General features: G+C 30.0%; 12 protein-coding genes and 3 pseudogenes. 10 read left to right on the plus strand and 5 right to left on the minus strand.

What is annotated here, in order from left to right; translation table 11 throughout:
• Positions 1-262 precede the first annotated feature (262 nt).
• A pseudogene (locus tag ABH955_RS29185) lies at positions 263-409 on the plus strand (IS6 family transposase); the annotation flags it as partial.
• Positions 410-824: 415 nt separating this feature from the next.
• On the opposite strand, the gene ABH955_RS20630 reads toward ABH955_RS29185, so the two are convergent.
• Positions 825-1,031: an NUDIX hydrolase gene (locus ABH955_RS20630; RefSeq protein WP_404491597.1), complete on the minus strand. Its 207-nt coding sequence runs from the start codon at positions 1,029-1,031 to the stop codon at positions 825-827.
• Positions 1,032-1,809: 778 nt separating this feature from the next.
• On the opposite strand from ABH955_RS20630, the gene ABH955_RS20635 reads away from it, so the two are divergent.
• From ABH955_RS20635 to ABH955_RS20665, 7 genes are all read left to right on the plus strand, one after another.
• Positions 1,810-3,027: a restriction endonuclease subunit S gene (locus tag ABH955_RS20635; RefSeq protein ID WP_404491599.1), complete on the plus strand. Its 1,218-nt coding sequence runs from the start codon at positions 1,810-1,812 to the stop codon at positions 3,025-3,027.
• Between the two features lie 6 nt (positions 3,028-3,033).
• Positions 3,034-4,956: an HsdM family class I SAM-dependent methyltransferase gene (locus tag ABH955_RS20640; RefSeq protein ID WP_404491601.1), complete on the plus strand. Its 1,923-nt coding sequence runs from the start codon at positions 3,034-3,036 to the stop codon at positions 4,954-4,956.
• Positions 4,943-6,526, plus strand: a complete 1,584-nt coding sequence (locus tag ABH955_RS20645) for an AAA family ATPase (RefSeq protein ID WP_404491602.1) — start codon at positions 4,943-4,945, stop codon at positions 6,524-6,526. The genes ABH955_RS20640 and ABH955_RS20645 overlap by 14 nt, the downstream gene beginning before the upstream one ends.
• Before the next feature lie 4 nt (positions 6,527-6,530).
• A complete protein-coding gene (locus tag ABH955_RS20650) occupies positions 6,531-7,652 on the plus strand; it encodes a hypothetical protein (RefSeq protein ID WP_404491603.1) in 1,122 nt (373 codons plus the stop codon).
• Between the two features lie 583 nt (positions 7,653-8,235).
• A complete protein-coding gene (locus tag ABH955_RS20655; protein WP_404491604.1) occupies positions 8,236-8,598 on the plus strand; it encodes a helix-turn-helix domain-containing protein in 363 nt (120 codons plus the stop codon).
• A 3-nt stretch (positions 8,599-8,601) separates the two neighbouring features.
• Entirely contained in the window at positions 8,602-9,420 is an 819-nt protein-coding gene (locus ABH955_RS20660) for an ImmA/IrrE family metallo-endopeptidase (RefSeq protein ID WP_404491606.1), read from the plus strand.
• Complete coding sequence (locus ABH955_RS20665; protein WP_404491608.1) at positions 9,417-10,031, plus strand: hypothetical protein; 615 nt, start codon at positions 9,417-9,419, stop codon at positions 10,029-10,031. Before ABH955_RS20660 ends, ABH955_RS20665 begins: the two co-directional genes overlap by 4 nt.
• A gap of 1,067 nt (positions 10,032-11,098) precedes the next feature.
• Here the strand turns inward: ABH955_RS20665 and ABH955_RS20670 are convergent.
• Together ABH955_RS20670 and ABH955_RS20675 are read right to left on the minus strand one after the other, a co-directional pair.
• On the minus strand, positions 11,099-11,911 hold the full coding sequence (locus ABH955_RS20670) for a hypothetical protein (protein WP_404491609.1): 813 nt from the start codon (positions 11,909-11,911) through the stop codon (positions 11,099-11,101).
• 552 nt (positions 11,912-12,463) lie between these two features.
• Positions 12,464-13,156: pseudogene (locus ABH955_RS20675) on the minus strand (IS6 family transposase).
• A 509-nt stretch (positions 13,157-13,665) separates the two neighbouring features.
• Here ABH955_RS20675 and ABH955_RS20680 point away from each other — a divergent pair.
• Together ABH955_RS20680 and ABH955_RS20685 are read left to right on the plus strand one after the other, a co-directional pair.
• Positions 13,666-15,093 (plus strand): ComEC/Rec2 family competence protein, encoded by a 1,428-nt coding sequence (locus tag ABH955_RS20680; RefSeq protein WP_404491610.1) that lies wholly within the window; start codon positions 13,666-13,668, stop codon positions 15,091-15,093.
• Positions 15,094-15,808: 715 nt separating this feature from the next.
• Positions 15,809-16,758: pseudogene (locus ABH955_RS20685) on the plus strand (right-handed parallel beta-helix repeat-containing protein); the annotation flags it as partial.
• A gap of 502 nt (positions 16,759-17,260) precedes the next feature.
• Here ABH955_RS20685 and ABH955_RS20690 read toward each other — a convergent pair.
• Together ABH955_RS20690 and ABH955_RS20695 are read right to left on the minus strand one after the other, a co-directional pair.
• The gene (locus tag ABH955_RS20690) at positions 17,261-17,410 is read right to left on the minus strand and encodes a Phr family secreted Rap phosphatase inhibitor (protein ID WP_000721300.1); all 150 of its coding nucleotides are present in this window, start codon (positions 17,408-17,410) and stop codon (positions 17,261-17,263) included.
• Positions 17,407-18,495, minus strand: a complete 1,089-nt coding sequence (locus tag ABH955_RS20695) for a response regulator aspartate phosphatase (protein WP_098588750.1) — start codon at positions 18,493-18,495, stop codon at positions 17,407-17,409. The genes ABH955_RS20690 and ABH955_RS20695 overlap by 4 nt, the downstream gene beginning before the upstream one ends.
• Positions 18,496-18,956 lie beyond the last annotated feature (461 nt).

Consider the following 18,956-nt stretch of genomic DNA (forward strand, 5'->3'; position numbering starts at 1 on the left):
TCACTCATGATACAGTTCCAAGCATACTACCTACATGGTGTTTAAATTGCAGGGTTTAAATCCGTATTATCAAATTTTTCAATATTTAGCTATTATAATACTTGGAACAAAATTTTAAGTTATCATATTCTTTAACCATTCAATGACTTCTATCCTAAAGTATATTGACTTGTTTTTTCAAAAGTCTATACTACATACAGTTCTGGCGAAAAGTTTTCGAGACGAAGTTACACTTTGGAAAAGATAAACAAGAGCGTAATAATTGAGATACTTTAACGGAAAACAATTCAAACAAGATATTATTTTGGTAGCCGAGGGTTACTATCGCCACTTTTCTTGAAGCTATCATGATGTACATAAACGCTTGAAAGGGCGTGAAATACAAGTTCATCCAACAACACTTATACGTTAAGTTCATGATTATAGGAATTTAATCTATTAAACTTGAAAGGTGAAAAACAAAAAGTTATACTCATCGCAAAAATTAGATAAGACATCCACCTTACACCATTGTGAAAACCTTGCACTATCCATATTCTATTTACAAAGATTCTGAGCAGCTTTTCTCTTTATATTTCCTTGCTCAAAATACATCATTTCTAAAGTTGGATTAAATTAATCATGGAAATTTTTCATAATCCATTATTGCTGTTGCTAAACCCACAAAATTAGGTACTCGATAAATTCCCATAAAACTTTACCTTCTATCACCTTTAATTAAACTTTTTACTAACTAATTTATATAAGCTATTTCTAACCCTTAAAAAATTGAACTCCATTTCTTTATTTAATGAAAAATAACAGTGTATGACTACTCCGTTTAATTATCTAAGTATACGTAAATAAAAACTAAATTTTAAACACAAAATCCCTACAATCGAAAGATTTGCAGGTGCACATTTTAAATCTAATAAATTACTAATTTGTACCCATTTGAGTTCTGCATGCTCTAATACTTTAGGTATGCCATACTCTTTATGTGCCTTATTAGTAGCTTGTATGACTATAATATTTCCATACTCATGCTCCACTTCTTTTACATCTTATCTTTTATATCATGCTAGCCTTTCCACAAATTTTTCTACCTCTTCAAGAAGATGTAACGCATGCTTTTTCCGATGATAATTTGCACATACTCCAAAAATATTATAAATCATACCTTCTCCACCCTTTGAGGGCCATTTCGCATAATGCGCCTCCAAGTATGGATTCCCTTTTTAATCTTGGAAAGGAGCATGTTGATCACACAAATCACATACACTTTACGAATGCCTTTTAGCTAGCTTAACTACATACCTTGTAGTTTTTGTAAAATATTTATTATTACAAATAGATACTACTTTGTATATCGATCCTTTAATTTATGATAACTTAATTCTCTTACTTTTTTCTTTTTTCCTCTAGACAATTTTGAATACCATTCACAAAAAGAACTACATACTTATTGAATAGCCGGATGGAAAAAACCATACATTTCTATCCGCTGCTTGTGTATCCTCTTGAATTTCTTGAAAAGACTGTTTTACAAGCTCTATTCTCCAATCAAGATATGTTTTCTCTTTTCAAACACTTCAAATAAGTAAACAGCTTATCCAGTATCACAAACACTTTTTAACTCAATTAGAAAATTCAAACCAATCAATTCTATACTTCCCCTTTTTATTTAGTATAATATATATAAATTAATTCGCCTTTCAATGTAATTTTTAAACAAAGAAAGTGTATTAACTTATACTACTTTAATTTATTATCAAAACAGCTCCCTCAATAGAGATTCGCTAATAATGAAGGAAAAGGCAGGAGTTATAGATGAATTTAAAAGAAAAATGGCCCTACATACGTTTATCAGATGTTATTTCTATAAAAACAGACTTTATAAAAAAAGAAAGTATATCCTTAAACAATAACCGTCCTCTTATTAAACCTCATCATATCAAAGACGGTTACATTACATCGCAGATAGACCCAAGCTCATCAACTCTCTCTACTACAAAAAACAGAGTTTCAAAAGTTAAAAACAATGAGCTCTTAATTTCACTCCAAGGTAAAAATATGGGGAATGTGGCATTTTATAAATTTCAGGAGGAAGGACTAGTTCATCAAATGGTAGGGCGTATCCATATTAAAGCACCCCATATACTTAGTCAAAAATATTTATATTACATATTGAGATCTAAATATATAAAAAAGAGATTTGAACAGATTACTTCACATTTCACAATACCTATCTTAAAAAAAACTGATTTAGAACTGATTGAAATCCCCTTACCCAATCGGTTAGAACAACATGAAATTGAGAGCAGTTTAGAAGAGATTGAAAATATCATTTATAAACAAAAACGTAGCGAAAAATTATATCATTCATTCGGAAAAGTATGCTTTATTGAATTGTTTGGAAACCCGCAGTTAAACCCTAAAAATTGGCCGATTGTAAAAATAGGAGATGTAGTGGAAGTTAACCCATCGAAAAGAAAAATTATCAGCTCTACCATTAGTACACATAACAAAGTACCTTTTATAGGCTTACAAGATATATCAACACACGGCGAAATCCTTAATTTAGAAAAGGAAACTACAATTAATGATGGGATGAACGGCTTTTACAGTTGTTTTAGTAACAATGATGTACTGTTAGCAAAAATATCCCCTAGTTTTGAAAATGGCAAAGGAGCTGTTGTAAAAAACTTGAAAACTGACTTTGCATTTGGTTCGTCCGAGCTTTACGTTCTAAGACCACTAGAAGATGCTCTTTCCCATTGGCTTGATTGTTTATTAAGGTTTAAATATATCCGCAACCTTGCTACCCGTGGAATGGAAGGAACTGGAGGTAGAATGCGTTTGCCAGTATTTTTTCTCAAGAGCCTGGAAGTCCCACTACCGCCTCTTCCTTTACAAAAAATATTTGAAGAAAATCTTAACCATATTATTAATATACGTAAAAAACAAATCGGGTCACATCAAAGTCTAGAGGACCTTTTTGATAATTATCTTACCAATATATTTAGGAATTCAATAATAAGGGGTTAAAATCTTATGGACAAAAAAAATTTCGAAAAAAAAATCGTTACTGAAATGTTAGATTACTTATGGAGGAATGCTAGCTACTCGGGAGAAAAGGCAGCATTTAATATAGCCTATTTAATGGCTGATAGATACATAAATGAAAAAAACAGACTGAACTTAATAGAAAATTCACAAGAATCGCTTGATTACAGGGACCCTTTATTTTCACTATTCGATAACAGAGAAATGGATTTTTTTGTGAATTCATCCATCCCATTGGATCTTAAATCTGAACATGCATCATATATCATGAAATTATTTGAAGATTTAAAATCAGGTGATACATTTGATTATGTAGCTATTTTTAATATGTTAGTAAATTTAGGCGGTTTAAATAAACAGTCTTTGCTGCCTTCTCCCATTATGAAAATAATTGTTGAATTATTAGTAAGCCAAGAGCTCCCTTATGAAGCTAATATAGGATTCGCTAATTGTGGAAACGGTCTATCCTTATCCGAGGCTATCAATACTTTACAAGCTAATCATTCTGATGACACTCACTTTTCAAGTATTAATAGAAATAATACAAATATATTTGGCTTTGACCTCTCGCAAGAAAATATAATATTGACAAAACTACAGCTCCTTTTTAATGATGCTATTGCAAAACTTGAGCAAAAAGATTTTTTATCTTTGCATAATAATCTAAGTTTTGACTTATTATTTATTACTCCTCCATTTGGTCTTAAATATAGGGATGGGGAAATAGATGGGCTCAATTACAATTTAGGAACAAATACATCCTCAGAAACTGCATATCTTTTTAAGATGATAGAATGCTTAAAAGTAAATGGCCGGGGAGCAATTCACCTACCAGAAGGGTTCTTTTTCAACCAATCTTATAAAAAAGTGAGAGAGCAGCTTTTTCATGATGTAACCATCGAAGGAATTATTTCTATACCTTCTGGGATTGCAAAGAATAGTTCAGTCAAAACAAGTGTATTAATTTTTAAGAACTCGGGCCATTCTTACAATAATACTTATGAAAGAAAAATTTGGTTCTATGAAATAAACAAAAATGACTTAGAGTATACTGATTCAGACACATTCGTTGTAAAAAACTCGCAAGATTTAGTTGATTCTTGGAATACAAGAAATACAGATTTTGAAGAGTGGCAAAGGCACCTTTCTACCAATAATAAATTATCATATTATCCTTTATCTCATAGAACTAATCAAAACGTTACGTTTGCTAGCTATCAAGATATTAGAGATAAACAGTATAATTTATCTCTGAATAACTATAAATTTATTAAATTAGAAATAGAAGAAGAAGAAAAGCATGACCTAAAAGGACTTTTATCTGAATTAATCGAATTAGAAAAAGATATTATGATACAAATGTATGATTTAATGGATTCCTTCGAGAATGCTATTATTGATGACGTTATAAATTCATCAGAATTTAGTCCAATAAACACCGATGAGAGTGGTGAGAATCCTATTCAAGATACGGAAACAGGTTCCAACATAGAATTTACTGATACCTTAGATCCATTCACAGACATAATTAATCAACAGATATTTGAAAGAAGAAACTTATTAATTAAAGAAAAGTTAGAAGAAATACACAATACTTTACCTTGGTTTATAGAACAATTAGCAGATTGGCAACAAATGCTACTTTATAGGTATTATGATCCAGATATTAAATATCCATTAGCCATACATGAAGCAGCAAAAGGAATTGTAGGGGTTCAAGAAGCTGTACAAACCACAAATCTCTTTAAATCAATGGGGTTATTAGAAAAAGTCATTTATTCTGACATATCCCAATCCAACAATGGATTTGATAACCCTCTATTTACAATTTCTAAAGATAAACCTATCTCAATTGAGAGATGGCAACCTGCTATAGAATTTTCACGGGAGAGAAAAGATGAGAATAAATAAAGTTTATATCCAAAAATATAAAAGTCTAAAAGATTTTAAAATTGTATTCAATGAATATGATTCTCAAATTTATAAGGTTCCTTGTCGTTTTTTAATTGGGCAAAATGGTTCTGGTAAATCTATCTTTTTAGAAGCTATCGGTTTAATATTTACACGAATTATGCAAGACGAATCACCTGGATTCAATTATGAAATTGAATATACTGTATTTGTTGATGAAAGTTATAAAACTGTACGATTATCTTCTAAAAACAAGAAGAAAGCATATTGGATCGATAATATCCCTTATAACTGGGACAATGAGCCATTCAGTCAAAAGGTTAACTATCATCCAGAAAAAATTATTGCTCAGTCGACAGGTCCTACAAATAATTTAAATGAAGTATTACTCAAAACTCCAGAGGATTCTCTTATTAGTGATATTTACGACATTACCCATGTAGATGCTGATCCTGAAAATAATAGTACTATCCAAAATATTATACAGAAAATTGAGCATTTATATGAGGATCCAAATTGTATTTATATTGATGGAGAAACAGCTATTCTTGTCATCATTACTTTATGTGCATTCTCTAGGCTCACAGATAATCCTTCTTCTAACCAGGAATATTGTCAAAAAAGAAAAGAGTTATTTAATATCATTGGACAGTTTTTGCCTATATCCTTTTCAATAACGGTAACAGAAAAGGATATTCTAGAACGTGTTGGCTCAGAAAAGGGTTCAATTGAAAGGGAGTTCCTAAAACTACTATATACAGAAGAAGAATTTGACTCCCCCATATTATATGACTACAAGAATATCTCCTTAAATAGCGATTCACAAACAATAAGTGAGAATGAAGAAGGTTCTTTTTATCGTACAGTAACATTTCGTTTGACTAAAGATACTACATATAATACTTTTAACTATTTTCATGAAAAAATAAACAATAGAACAAATCCTTTTGCTTTCTTATCTTCTCTGTTGTATGCAAAAAGAGTTGGACTATTAAAAAATATTGATATGGCATTTAAAATGAAAAACTCAGGAGTTATTCTTAATAAGAATAGTTTTAGTGATGGCGAATACTTATGGCTTGCTCGTTTAGGGCTATTATTATTAGGCAGGTATAAGGATAATATTTTGTATTTATTTGATGAACCAGATGTTCATTCAAATGAAGCTTGGAACATTAATTTTATTCACTATATAAATGAATTCACATGTCCATCTAAAGTGCACTCAGCCCTTCATGAAGTTATTGTAGCAACACACTCTACTTTATTACTGACTGACGCTGATTCGGATCAAATTTATCATTTTATATCCAAAAACGGAAAAATATCCAAGACTTCACGAGTCTCGCTTTCCACCTTTGGTGCAAACAGGGGTGAAATTGATAAACAAATCTTTGGAACTAACAGTACAATTGGTACACACTCAGAAAAATTGATTGAACAAGCTTTCCAATTAGCTGATGAGAAAAAAGATACTTCATTGCTTGAAAAATTAGGTAGTAAAATGGGACCAGGCTATCATTATTTTAGAATCGCAAATCGCTTACTTGAAATTGAATCAAAGGAATGATTTTATGCTATTACATAAAGAAAAATCGGAATATCACGACCAACTCGAAAAAGTTTCCAATTTTATAATTCGTTTGTTAAAATTTAGTATTGAACATAAGACTTATGATAAAAATAAATTCTTAATATATTTTGGACAAGAAGGAAAATGGTACCTTAAAAAAAGTAAAAATGCAAATGGGCCTGTTTTATCTGGATTTTACGGCTTATTCAAATTAAGTATTAAAGATAGAAAAAAGTTATTAAGGGTATATTTAAATGATATACATTTTCAAGATTTTCATGAATTGGAAGATTATAAACTAAAATCTTTTGATTTAAAGCGAAATTTGAAAACAACTTTATATAATTTTTTAGTTCCATTTTATGAAAATATCTTTAATAAAAGTGGCTTTAAAACATTAGAGGGATTGTCTCACGCTCCATTTAGCCGAAAAGAATTTTTAAAAGGGTATAAATTGACAAATACACAATCCATTAAAGTATGTTCAATCTGTTGTGGTGAAGTTGAATGGATAGATAATATCAATTCAACTGAGCTAGATCACTATTTTCCGAAATCTTTATATCCAGCTTTGGCAATTAACGCAAATAACCTAGTACCTATGTGTAATACTTGTAATTCAAAAGCCAAACTGGGAGAAAATCCTCTTAATTCTAACTGTAAAGGCGATGTTAAAAACACTTTCATTCCCTATCTTCATAACGGAATTGATGAAGTAAATACTAGTTTTACATTTGGTACAAGGAATCTCTTTGAAGTACAGATAGTTCCAAAAGACCCCTCTGCTGTATCCATAGAACATAAAATTGAAAATTTTGATCGTATTTATCAACTTAGTGATAGATGGGCTGGCAAATTTGAGTGGCTATATGATGCATTCATGGAAAATTTAACAGAACGATATAATGATACTTTAAATAATATCGACACTTTGCAACAAGAGATTGATATTGAGAAAAACATAGCTCAGCGAAGAGAAAAAGATATACCTTTTAAATATTTAAATAGATGCTTTTTTGAGTCCGTTTTAAATAATCCCATCATGCAAAAAGCAGTCATGGCAGATTATACAAAAAGAACACAAATAGACTTAAATTCTGTACCATCTACAATGCAGTCATAATAAGAAAAATTTATATTTAATATGTAATTGTGTAAATACGAGTTTAAACTATTTAATTTTTTCAGATGACGGAATAAGAAATTCCTTAGCATTTTGCGTTTAAGGGTTTATACCGTTTATAAAATTCCTTATTCGTTGCTTCTAGAGCTAAGAAAAAAAAAGCAATAATTTGCATCTTCTTTTGGCTTGTTTAAGATATTGTACAAACGTTTCTCCAATATCTTAAACAAGGGTATTTAGAAATGCTACTTACTACTTATTAAGTCGATTCATTTTCTATACTACCAATCTTAAAAATCAATCGAATTTTAGTTATTTAATTCAGTAAGGGTTCATATTATAGTCTTTTCTAACAAAGATTTAAACAGATGCAAATAATGACCAAATAATGAATATAGTTACCATTTCCATCAATATTCATGTAAAAATTCTTCAATTATTTTTGTAAATAAGGTAAATCAAACATTATAATTTCCTTATAAATCAATACAAATTTAAAATGTTTAATTTTCGAACATGAATTTCACTTTTTTGTGTAAATATTATATAATGGAGTATATCCGAATCGAAAGGATGAAGTAATGTGACTAAATTAAGAGATGAAGTAATAGGAAAAAGAGTTCGCCAGGCACGGTTAGAATTTTGTTTTTCTCAAGAAGAATTAGGTACAGGTGTTGGTTTAACTAGGTCTCAAATAGCTAATATTGAAGCTGGACGTACAGTTTTATCATTAAAAGATGCGGAAGAAATTTGTAACTTCCTTGGTTTGGAATTAACAGATTTGACTGATGTCAATCAAAGTGAACTTGATGCTTTGATTTTATTTCGTCAAGTAGGATTTTCTTCTGAAGAACAATCTGATGATAATTTAATTGATTGGTCTGAAAGTATTCTCAAAGAATTGTTATCTCAGGAGAAACTTTACAATAAACAGAGGGAGGTATAATGGATGTTTAAACGAACAGAAGGAACTAATAACCTCTCTGATTTAGAAAACAAGAAGCTAGAGATAGAAGCTAGAGAGTTTGCTGAAAAAATACGAGGAGATTTAGGGTTAGATGACTCTAATCCTATTGATATAATTGCTTTATTGGAGACACATGGTATTCTCGTTTTCCAAATTACAAATTTAGGTACTTCTGGATTTATTCGCGTACTTGAAGGAAATAAGGCAATTTTTTTAAATGCATCAGAACCATTAGGAAGACAATACTATACTGCTATCCATGAATACTGTCATATTCTAAGAGATTTAGACAGAGTAAAGGAAATTGAAGATTATACAAAGGAACAAAAGACTATTGAGTTTAACAAGATGGAACGTTTCGCTTTTAAATTTGCTGATTATTTTCTAATGCCGGAGCGATCATTAGTACACTATCTTCATTTATCAAATATAAAGGATTTTCAATCTATAGGTTACAAGGAGATTTTTGGGATTCAGCAGTACTTTAAATTGAGCTATAAACAAGTAACGCGTATGCTAAATAAATATGATATTATTTCGAAAGAACAACGTAATGAGTTAAACAAAATAAGCTCTAAAGAGAAACCTAATGAACTAATTGATGCCACTAAAAAAGCTGGTTACGATACAGCAATTGTTTGTCCCTTACCAGAAAGTCGTATTCCAGCTAGATTTATGAGATGTTTAATTGAAAATATACAGCAACAAAGGATAACCAAAAAGAAAGCACAATATCTAGCAGACCTTTTAAGAATGCCTAGTCTACTTAGTTACGTGGAGAAAGAGGGGCTTCACCAATGAGTACCTTGTTTGAAGCTGCTGTCATGTCTGATACTGATATTATCGTTCATATGGTAAAAGGAAGAATTTTTTTCAAAATAGTTCCTATGCTTTTTAGCAATGTATACATTACTCCAAAAGTAGAAGAGGAATTAAAGAATAAACATCAAGCGGTTCATGGACAATTATTATCTTATTTAAATAGAGATACTTTCTTAAAAAGGACAAAGAACGAATGGAAAGATCTCCCTGTAGATAAAAAGAAGTTAGTTAATCAAACAAAAGATAGGATGAGAGCGAGTTTAGATCCTGGAGAGTTAGATTGTTATGCTTATTCTTTAGGAATGGACATTGATGCTATCATAAGTGATGATAAAGGTGCTAAAGAACACATATCAATTGATTCTGAAAATAAGAAAGTTATTATCACCTTTTGGGACCTACTAATTTTAGCAGCTAAAGGACAAAAACTAAGTTGGGAAGAGGCTGAAAAAAATTATAATGAAGTAGTAAGAAGATGCAATATGAATCTTCCCCCATTTAAAGTTCATATTAAAAATTTTGACAGTTATTGCGGTTCACACCCATGGATAAAGACACATTTAGAGTTATTTAAATCTCCTTCCATTTAAAATTCACGTTAGGATTTATTGTAATTTACATGTATAGATAAAGAAGCTTTTTGGGGCATGAGCATCTGTAATCATGGCCTATTAAGGTAATATTGCTTTATACATAATAATAAGATCCGTAGAGATTGTTTTCTTATCAATTATTCAGTTCTGTTACAAAAATTATTTAACAGGTACATAGGATCCACATACCTGTAAAATTACAAACATTATATTTACGAATTTTAATATTCTTTTGGAAAACTTAACCAACAGGTGAAGTTTTCCTTTTTTCTTCATATTCCTCTTTAAGTACCAAATAGGAGTAAATAGAATTATCATGCTTTTCATATACGAAATAATCATCTACAAGACCATATTTTTTCAATAACATAAATTTTTTTAAAACCTTCCTTTGATTTTGAATTAACGTGTTTATCCGCTTTTTTCTAAATAACCCTGAAGTTCAATAATCTATCTTTCCGTATTATAAAAATCATGTTTTTCTTCTGGAGAAATATAAAGAATTGTTTGAACTGTCTCACGAGCAAAACAGTCCAAATAAAATTATCAGTACCTACAAACTTATTGTTACCATATTTACATTGAGTTAAAGATGACAACTCTTTTTACCCTTTGGTATCAACTAACCATGGAACAGCTGCACCATCAATCGCTGCATCTAAATATTGATCCACATGTAGTAAAGTAGAATTGTCTTGAATCAGCTCATTGTCTCGAGCCAAATCCCATACAACAAATGCTTTTTTAGGATGCTTCATTAAGCAAAATTTAACGTTCTGAGAATACCAGTTTCCAGGCATCATCGTTTATCTATATTTATGTATATACCTCTTCCCTATTCTTTTATTTATTTTTATTCCTTAACGTTTTTACATATAAAGTTTTTCATGTTATATGTTTACATTAAAACTTTAGTAAATCTACTTTTAAATAAAGGAGTTTAGACTGTTGTCTGCTTATGAATACACAGATAAGATAAACATAGAGTTATTATAAGTAATAAAACAGGATACCTGTACAGAGATATCCTGTTTCACCCCCAAAATTCAAATCATTTAATATTTTTAGTTATTTACTTCCTTATATAAAAAGAAACTTCGTTGTCTTAACCACCCCTGTATTAACTGCCCTTTTTTATTAAATTCTACTAAGATCCAATCATTATCTTCTGAAATAAATTTTATAACAAACATTCCATGTAATTGAGTAATTAATTCAGCTCCATCAGTTGGCTCTTTCATTAATTCAGAATTATTACAAAAAATAATTCTGGTTTCATTACTAAATACTAAGCTTTCTCCTGGATTAAAATGAATACCTTGATTAATGGTACATGTTTGATTTTCACTTTCTGCGCTAGGAAGAATATATAATGATAAGAAGTTAACTAACAACCCTAGTACAATTGTTAATATCACTTGCTGGGCAGTAGATAATTGTGGTTTATTACTCTGTTCAGTTAATTCATTCACCATCACAGTCAAATTATCTAACTTTTCACCAATTGGTTGGGTTTGATTTGAAACATTCTCGTCACTAAACGACTTCTTATATTCATTAAATAGTAATTGTAAATCACTAAGCTCCAATTTTTTGGTAGTGGTAATAGATCCGTCCTTTTCTAAAGAAATGAAGGGAAACTTATCTAAAAAAGATTCAACCTCCTGTAATTCCCTCTCCAGCCTTCTCACCCTTCTTGCATCATCTGTTAATCCAAGGGAGGCGTGTCGGTCGGCCATTACACGATAATAATCTAGGTCTTTATATAAAAGATTTAAAAATTCCTGCAATCCAGAGAAATCCATTTGCTGCATTAATAAACTACGCATCTCTATTAATTCTTGATAGCCATTTTTAAATCTCACGTCTGGAATCATTCTGAATTCAGCCCCTTTTTCATTTACTTATTAATTTTCCAATTCCTTATATAATAAGGATAAAGTCAAAAATAGTCAAAATCAAACACTATGTTTATTTTATATATTGTTACCCTATCCATGAAGATACGATGTCGCACAATATGAGCACCAAACTGCATGATTGCCACTTTCATATGCTAATAAAACAAGCAGTGATCTTTCACTTAACTTCATACTATATAATCCTATAATTAAAATATAAAGAGGTGTCATTTAATAAAATAAGTTATCTTTCACTTACAAAAATTCCCTTTATAATAACTTCAGCTAAATATATCCATCTTCGTTATCTTTTAAGTTTTCTTTATACTCCTTGTTCTTACTATTTTTCTTTTTTAATTCAGCTTCTATTTCTTTTTCTACATGGGGAATCTTATCTTTCATAAACCACCGTGGTAATCCTGAAGGAAAATGCTTTCTTTCATAAGCAGCGCGTTCATTTTTAGGAAGGCTCTGGTGCAACAATAAATTATAAAAAAGTAGGACCTGAATTTCCTACTAAATTACAGATTATGATGCGATACCAAACAATTTATCAATGGAATTTTTCTGATTTTTAGCAAAATCCCCCCTTGATGAAGTTACTTCTTTTTCATCATATGCATCACTTCTATGCCACTAAGTATGTAAGTGGCTGTACGGAATGATTTGAATCCTAGCATCGAACGCACTCGTATCGATAATCCTGTTCCACGATGTTATTAAGATATTTCACTCGCCTTATTTGGATGCCTACAGGCATCTTTTTTCATTCTTCAACTCTTCAATTGCTACAGGATAGGCGAGATTCTTATCGATGGTTATCACGCGAGGCCGTGAAACATGAAATGACTGCAAAGCTAAAAAAAAACGCTTTGCAGCCTTGTGGCTTCTCGCTTCGCTTAGGTAAAAATCGATGGTATTTCCTGTCGAATCGACAGCACGATACAGGTACATCCATTGACTTTTTACTTTGATATATGTTTCATTGACTCTCCAAGAGTCATTGGTTCGCCTGAGATAACGACGGATCCTTTTTTCTAATTCAGGACCATACTGATGAACCCAGCGCATAATCGTTGTATGAGCAACGATTATACCCCGTTCTTCCATCATTTCCACCAAATCACGAAAGCTCGAGTTGTACCGTAGGTACCATCTTACTGTTTGCAAAATAATATCATCATGATAATGCTTCCATTTGAATATATTTTCCTTTTCCATACCAATCACATACCCTCTTTAGATTAGTAGTATTAGTATGTCCAAGATTTATAAATTTATTGCAATTTCCCTATCGTTTTTGCACCAGAACCTTAAAATCCTTCATTGTATGATGACGGATGAAATTAATTTCTAATGCATCCTAAAATACAACAAATAATCTCTTACTTCTATTTATTTTGTGACACTAAAATATATATTAAATATCGATTACTAGTTTAATCTTTCTATCCTTATTCATAATAAAAAGCTCATGCAAATACATTAGCCCTTTATCCGTAATTAATACTCTCCTGGATATTCATTCACACATATCATAACAATTTAAAATACACAAAAGTTAAAAGTAATTTTTGTATTTCTCTAATACATTTAAAAATAGCTATTCATTTGAATTTTTTAACAAAAACTAGATAAAAATTGATATTATAAAATAAAGAAGTTTAATTTTTTTATCAAATTTAGAATTTGCAGCAATTATTTATCATATGAAAAGGAATTGATGTGAAATGAATAAAAAGATATCTAGTAAATTCGAATTTAGAAATATAGGTCAAGGAATGTTCTACACTGGACAAATAGAGAATTTTAGTTTTGTATACGACTGCGGTTCTGATAATGGAGAAAAAATAATTAACACTGCTATTAATGAATATAAAAATGATTTTTCCTTAAAACCTGATATAAAAGGCAATCTAAATATGTTAGTTCTATCTCATTTTGATAAGGATCATGTAAATGGAGTAGCTGAATTATTGAAAAACTTTCATATACATACTGTTGTAATACCATACTTATACCCTATTGAAAGACTTAGATTAATTGCTAAATATAATAAAGCAAGTAAAGGTTACCGAAATCTTGTAAAAGATCCCATTGAATATTTTTCTCGGTTTAATGTAGAACAAATAATACTTTTAGATAGAGATTATCTATCTAATCAGAATCCAATTTTAAATGATAATATTATTGAAATGCCTGATAGTGAAAATTTAAATATAGATAATTATAATTTGTTAAAGGCTTTTGATAATTTACCAGACAGTGATGCTAAAGAAGAAATTAAAAAGATAGAAAATTTAAATCATACTTCAAAAAGAGTACAGATAAAAATAAAAAAAAGAGGTTCCGTTAAAATAGGTACTATTTGGGAGTTCTTATTTTTTAATTATGACTCTACACCTGGTGTTTTGAAAACACTATCAACATGTGCAACAGTCGATGGAAAAAGGCTTTTTATTAAACAAGAATTATTAAATTTACTAGCAAATAAAAAAGCTAGTAAAATAAATAAGTATTATAACGAAATGATTAAAAAAATGAAGACCAGCAAAAACATAAAAAATATTAATAATACTTCAGTTATACTAAATCATATGCCCATTAATTACACGGATGCTATTACAGATATTTCCCTAATAAAAAAAAGAAAATATTCCGAAATATCACCTAAAAACTCTAAAAGAATGAATAAAAAAAGTTTAGATAGTATAAATGCTTTTAAGTCTTTTAGGGAAAGTAATAGTTATACAGATTTTAATGACAGTTGTTATACTGGTACCTTGCTCTTTGGAGACATTGATATCAAAAAAGATTTAGATCAAATCATCAATTTCTTTGATTATAAATTACATGATCTTTCTATTATTTCAGTACCCCACCACGGTTCAAAAAACAATTGGGATTTAAATTTATTTAAAATTCTCGATACTAAAAGACAGAAATGTCCATGCCCAGCTACTTGGGTGCTTTCTTGTGGATTTGGAAACAAATATGGCCATCCAGATCAGATAGTTTTGAATCAGTTTATGTCTAATAGTACGAATCAACTGTTTATAAATAATGAAATGTATGCAATACATATCAAACAATCAATTTTAATGAAATCAAAAAAAATATCTTCTAGTGAAAAAATGATGAGCAGCTTAAAAATGTAAAAACTCATATATTTTAACATTTATGTGAGAGGATAATCGAAAAATGATTTGATGTTATAAGACCTTTAAGAACTTGTTAAAGAATTGTTTTACTCTAGGAAAATTTATAAATAACGTAATTGGTCTTAAAGAAATTAGTAATACTAGAAAAGAGGTCAACGGAAGTCCAAACTATGTTATTTAAGAGTATTTAAATACCTTGACAAGATTAAGGTATTTAATACAATCCTATATCCAGAAACCATAAGTAAAAAAACTGAATCAAATTAACGTTTGATTCAGTTTTTTTCTTTTATAAATTTGTATTTGTAAAGACGAGTGGTTACAGGTTTAATCACGTTCCTATAAAATCTCTTTTTTAACTAGATTTATTTACATCATTAGAAAATATCATTTAGATACCTATATATACTGTATATGTTTATACCAATTATTCTACGATAAATTCAAATCATTTTCACCATTATTAGGTAAGGAAATCTCATGAGGATGTTAAAACTCTATGGTCACAAAAGCAATTCAACACCATTTACAGTAGTTATTATACGAATTTAGATACAATAGCTATGTTTACCTCATAAATGTAATTATGAACTGTCTACCTTAACGCTCTCCCCCGCATTTCAAGTAAATATTTTTATAAATACAAGATATAAATCGTCAGTTTTAACTATATAGTTGAGAAGGAATGCTTATAAAAAGGAGGAGGATAATGATGAAATTTCAAGCAATATTTCCATCATTAAAAAATCTTGTTTTATCTTAATACTTTCTTTAAGTATGTTAATTTTCACCATTCCAGCACCAACCTTTGCACAATCCAATAACAATGCAAATCCTGGAACAAATTACTATGTATCTCTAACAGGAGACGACAGCAATCCAGGCACATTAGATCAACCTTTTGCTACCATTCAAAAAGCTGCTAACGTCGCCAAAGAAGGAAGCATAGTCTACATAAGAGGCGGAGTTTATAATCAAAAGGTACATGTTGCTCATTCTGGAGCCTCAGGAGCACCAATTACTTTTCAAAATTAGCAGGATGAAAAGGTCATTATCGATGGTTCTACAGTCAAGTTAGAGGATGATGGTTTATTTATAATAGAAGATAAAAATTATATTTAAGTAAAAGGATTAGAATTTCGCAATTTAATATCAACTAATGTTAATGAAACCCCTATTGGTATTTATATCACCGGAGCAGGAAGTTACATTGATATTAGAAATAAATATATCCATCACATTGAAACGAATGTAAAGAATGGAAACGCACACGGTATTGCTGTATATGGTACTTTATCCAATACACAAAATAATTTAAATCATATTGTCATTAATAATAACGAAGTAACAAATTTGAAATTAGGACTAAGTGAAGCAATTGCTGTGAATGGGAATGTAGATTCTTTTGAAGTTACCAATAACAAAGTGCATGATAACAACATCGGAATTGTTCTTATTGGACATGAAAGCATATCTCCAGTAGCAGCTTTAGATCAAGCGCGGAACGGAATTATTCGTAACAATATCATTCATTACAATTCATCTTTCAATAATACTAGTTATAATGAGTATTCAGCTGATGGTATTTACGTGGATGGTGGGAAGGAAATAATCATAGAGCAAAATCAGAACTATGATAATGACCTTGGTATCGAAGTAGCATTTGTGAATGTTTTGTGGATGAATTACTCTTCTTTCAAATAAAAGTGTTTGACCCACAAAATAAATAACCCTCAACACGTTGTGCGTCGAGGGTTTGAGGCTCTTAATATAGAAACATATATTAATTGCGTTCCCATTTGTGAACTTGTGTGCGGAATATATCCTCTGGATTCATCGTGTTTTAAACTAAACTGCAAACGTTGATTTATTAAGGTTTTAAAAAAGTGATGTTTCATTAGGATTCATCACTTTTTTTATTTTTGTGGGTTTGTGGGTGGGTTTGTGGGTGCCCCACAAAATGAAACAAACCTAAGTAGCTTAAGCTTGTTTCATTTTTTCATCTGTTCTTTCCTATTTAAGATATCCTCTAAAAAATTCGTTACAGTTTAATAATCTTTCATAATTTAATAAAGCAAGATGTTGTCATCATCTTGCCTTCTTCATTTTACTGCTTAATAATTATTTATTTCTTTAATAACTGATGGGGGTAATTTTTTATTTATTAGATTCCTGTACCATGTTCTGAATATGAAATAATATTTTCTTGTTTCAGTGTAGGTGCTGCACTTTTTTCAATACTAGGACTATTTAAACCAAACGATAATACTGCAATACCGATTAAACCCATTAATGTAATTTTAATCTTTTTCATTTTAAACGCCCCTTTTCTTTTAATAAAGTTCTCGCTTCATGGCTTGAGTGATAATACTCACACGCCTTATCCTTTGCACCCACATTATACCATTTACCTGCTAATAGTTCGGTATAAATTTGAATGTCTTTCCACAATTTTTGTTCTTTAAAATACGAAAGTGATTCATTCACAATTTCTTCCAACTTCTCTATAGATCCATTATTATTTATACACTCCAAAATATTTAAGTGATAACTATATTCTTGATTACAATCCTTCAAGCCCTCTTTAATATAAAAAGTTGCATCATTATGCTGTTTTAATTTAATATGTTCCCGAGCTAATAGGAATATTACCCTTCTTTGATAATGCAATTTTGTATGTTGACACGCTTTATATACTTCTTCTAAATGACGTATAGCTGAATCTGATAAGTTTTGTTCGGCATACAGTACTCCTAAATTACTACGAACTTTTAAAACTAGTGATTGTTCATCAAGTTTTTGAAACATATTTAGAGCAGAAATTAGATATTCCTCTGCTAATTCAAATTGTTCTAAAGTAATACAAGCCATACCTAATGTATTTTCACACGCTCCCTTTTTAGTCTCATAGCCTTCATGGCTTGAAAAATAATCGAGAGCCTTTGTGGCATAATTAATAGCTAAAGTAGGTTGTGAAATATAATATTTATATAGCGCAACACGATAATTGTACTCTGCTTTTTCTTTTTCATCGGACATCATATCTAATAAATCACTTGCAGATTCAAGATGTTTTTCTGCACTATTGTAGTCTCCAACTTCTGTTGTATAAATAAATTTAAAGAAGTGATAGTAATATTTTAGTAAACCATCTGGCATACCTTTTATGTATTCTAACCCTTCTAGCCCTTTTTCAAAATTCCCCTTTAACATTTGATACCTAAATCTTAACAGGGAGTAATAAATAAAAGAATCTGTATTTTCTTTAACATTATTAAATATATTATCTGCTTCAATTTTTAAAATACTTGCCTTCTCTATATGCTGAGCAAGCATTTCATGATACCATTCTTCTAATAGCTCATACCCCTTGCTAGTAGTAGAAATTTTTGTCTCCATGTAAATCCCCCTTTTCTAAGATTATTATCTAAATATTATAACAAAACATCCTATCAAAGCGTATATCATGACAATTACTATTTATTGATAAAAAAATATCTGATTATTCAGTCTATAACTAGTTGAAACACCATCATTCACTTTGAAAAAGAAGCTTCTTTTTCATTTTAATTTATGAAAATACAATGTTTACCACCTTGGTATGAAGTTGATATGATTTATTTAGTTTAGGGGGACGATAATATGAATATTATAAAATCTACATTTAACGGATTCCGTTTATTAAGTAAAATCATAAATCCTATATTAAACGCATTGTCTAAAAGTAAATTCTAAATATCTTAACAATAAAAAAGCCGAATCCTTAATGAAGTGCACCCCGATTGTTAGACACAGTCTAACAATCGGAGGTGCACTTTTTAATGGCTAAACTTTCTTCAAAAGAAAAAATACGAGCGATA

This window comes from Bacillus sp. RC240 (genome assembly GCF_044907945.1).
Lineage (GTDB): Bacteria > Bacillota > Bacilli > Bacillales > Bacillaceae_G > Bacillus_A > Bacillus_A mycoides.

Bases quoted from the DNA above. Each gene is read 5' to 3' on its own strand.
- ABH955_RS20635 (WP_404491599.1), top strand. From the start codon at position 1,810: ATGAATTTAAAAGAAAAATGGCCCTACATACGTTTATCAGATGTTATT.
- ABH955_RS20640 (WP_404491601.1), top strand. From the start codon at position 3,034: ATGGACAAAAAAAATTTCGAAAAAAAAATCGTTACTGAAATGTTAGAT.
- ABH955_RS20645 (WP_404491602.1), top strand. From the start codon at position 4,943: ATGAGAATAAATAAAGTTTATATCCAAAAATATAAAAGTCTAAAAGAT.
- ABH955_RS20650 (WP_404491603.1), top strand. From the start codon at position 6,531: ATGCTATTACATAAAGAAAAATCGGAATATCACGACCAACTCGAAAAA.
- ABH955_RS20660 (WP_404491606.1), top strand. From the start codon at position 8,602: ATGTTTAAACGAACAGAAGGAACTAATAACCTCTCTGATTTAGAAAAC.
- ABH955_RS20665 (WP_404491608.1), top strand. From the start codon at position 9,417: ATGAGTACCTTGTTTGAAGCTGCTGTCATGTCTGATACTGATATTATC.
- ABH955_RS20670 (WP_404491609.1), bottom strand. From the start codon at position 11,911: ATGATTCCAGACGTGAGATTTAAAAATGGCTATCAAGAATTAATAGAG.
- ABH955_RS20680 (WP_404491610.1), top strand. From the start codon at position 13,666: ATGAATAAAAAGATATCTAGTAAATTCGAATTTAGAAATATAGGTCAA.
- ABH955_RS20690 (WP_000721300.1), bottom strand. From the start codon at position 17,410: ATGAAAAAGATTAAAATTACATTAATGGGTTTAATCGGTATTGCAGTA.
- ABH955_RS20695 (WP_098588750.1), bottom strand. From the start codon at position 18,495: ATGGAGACAAAAATTTCTACTACTAGCAAGGGGTATGAGCTATTAGAA.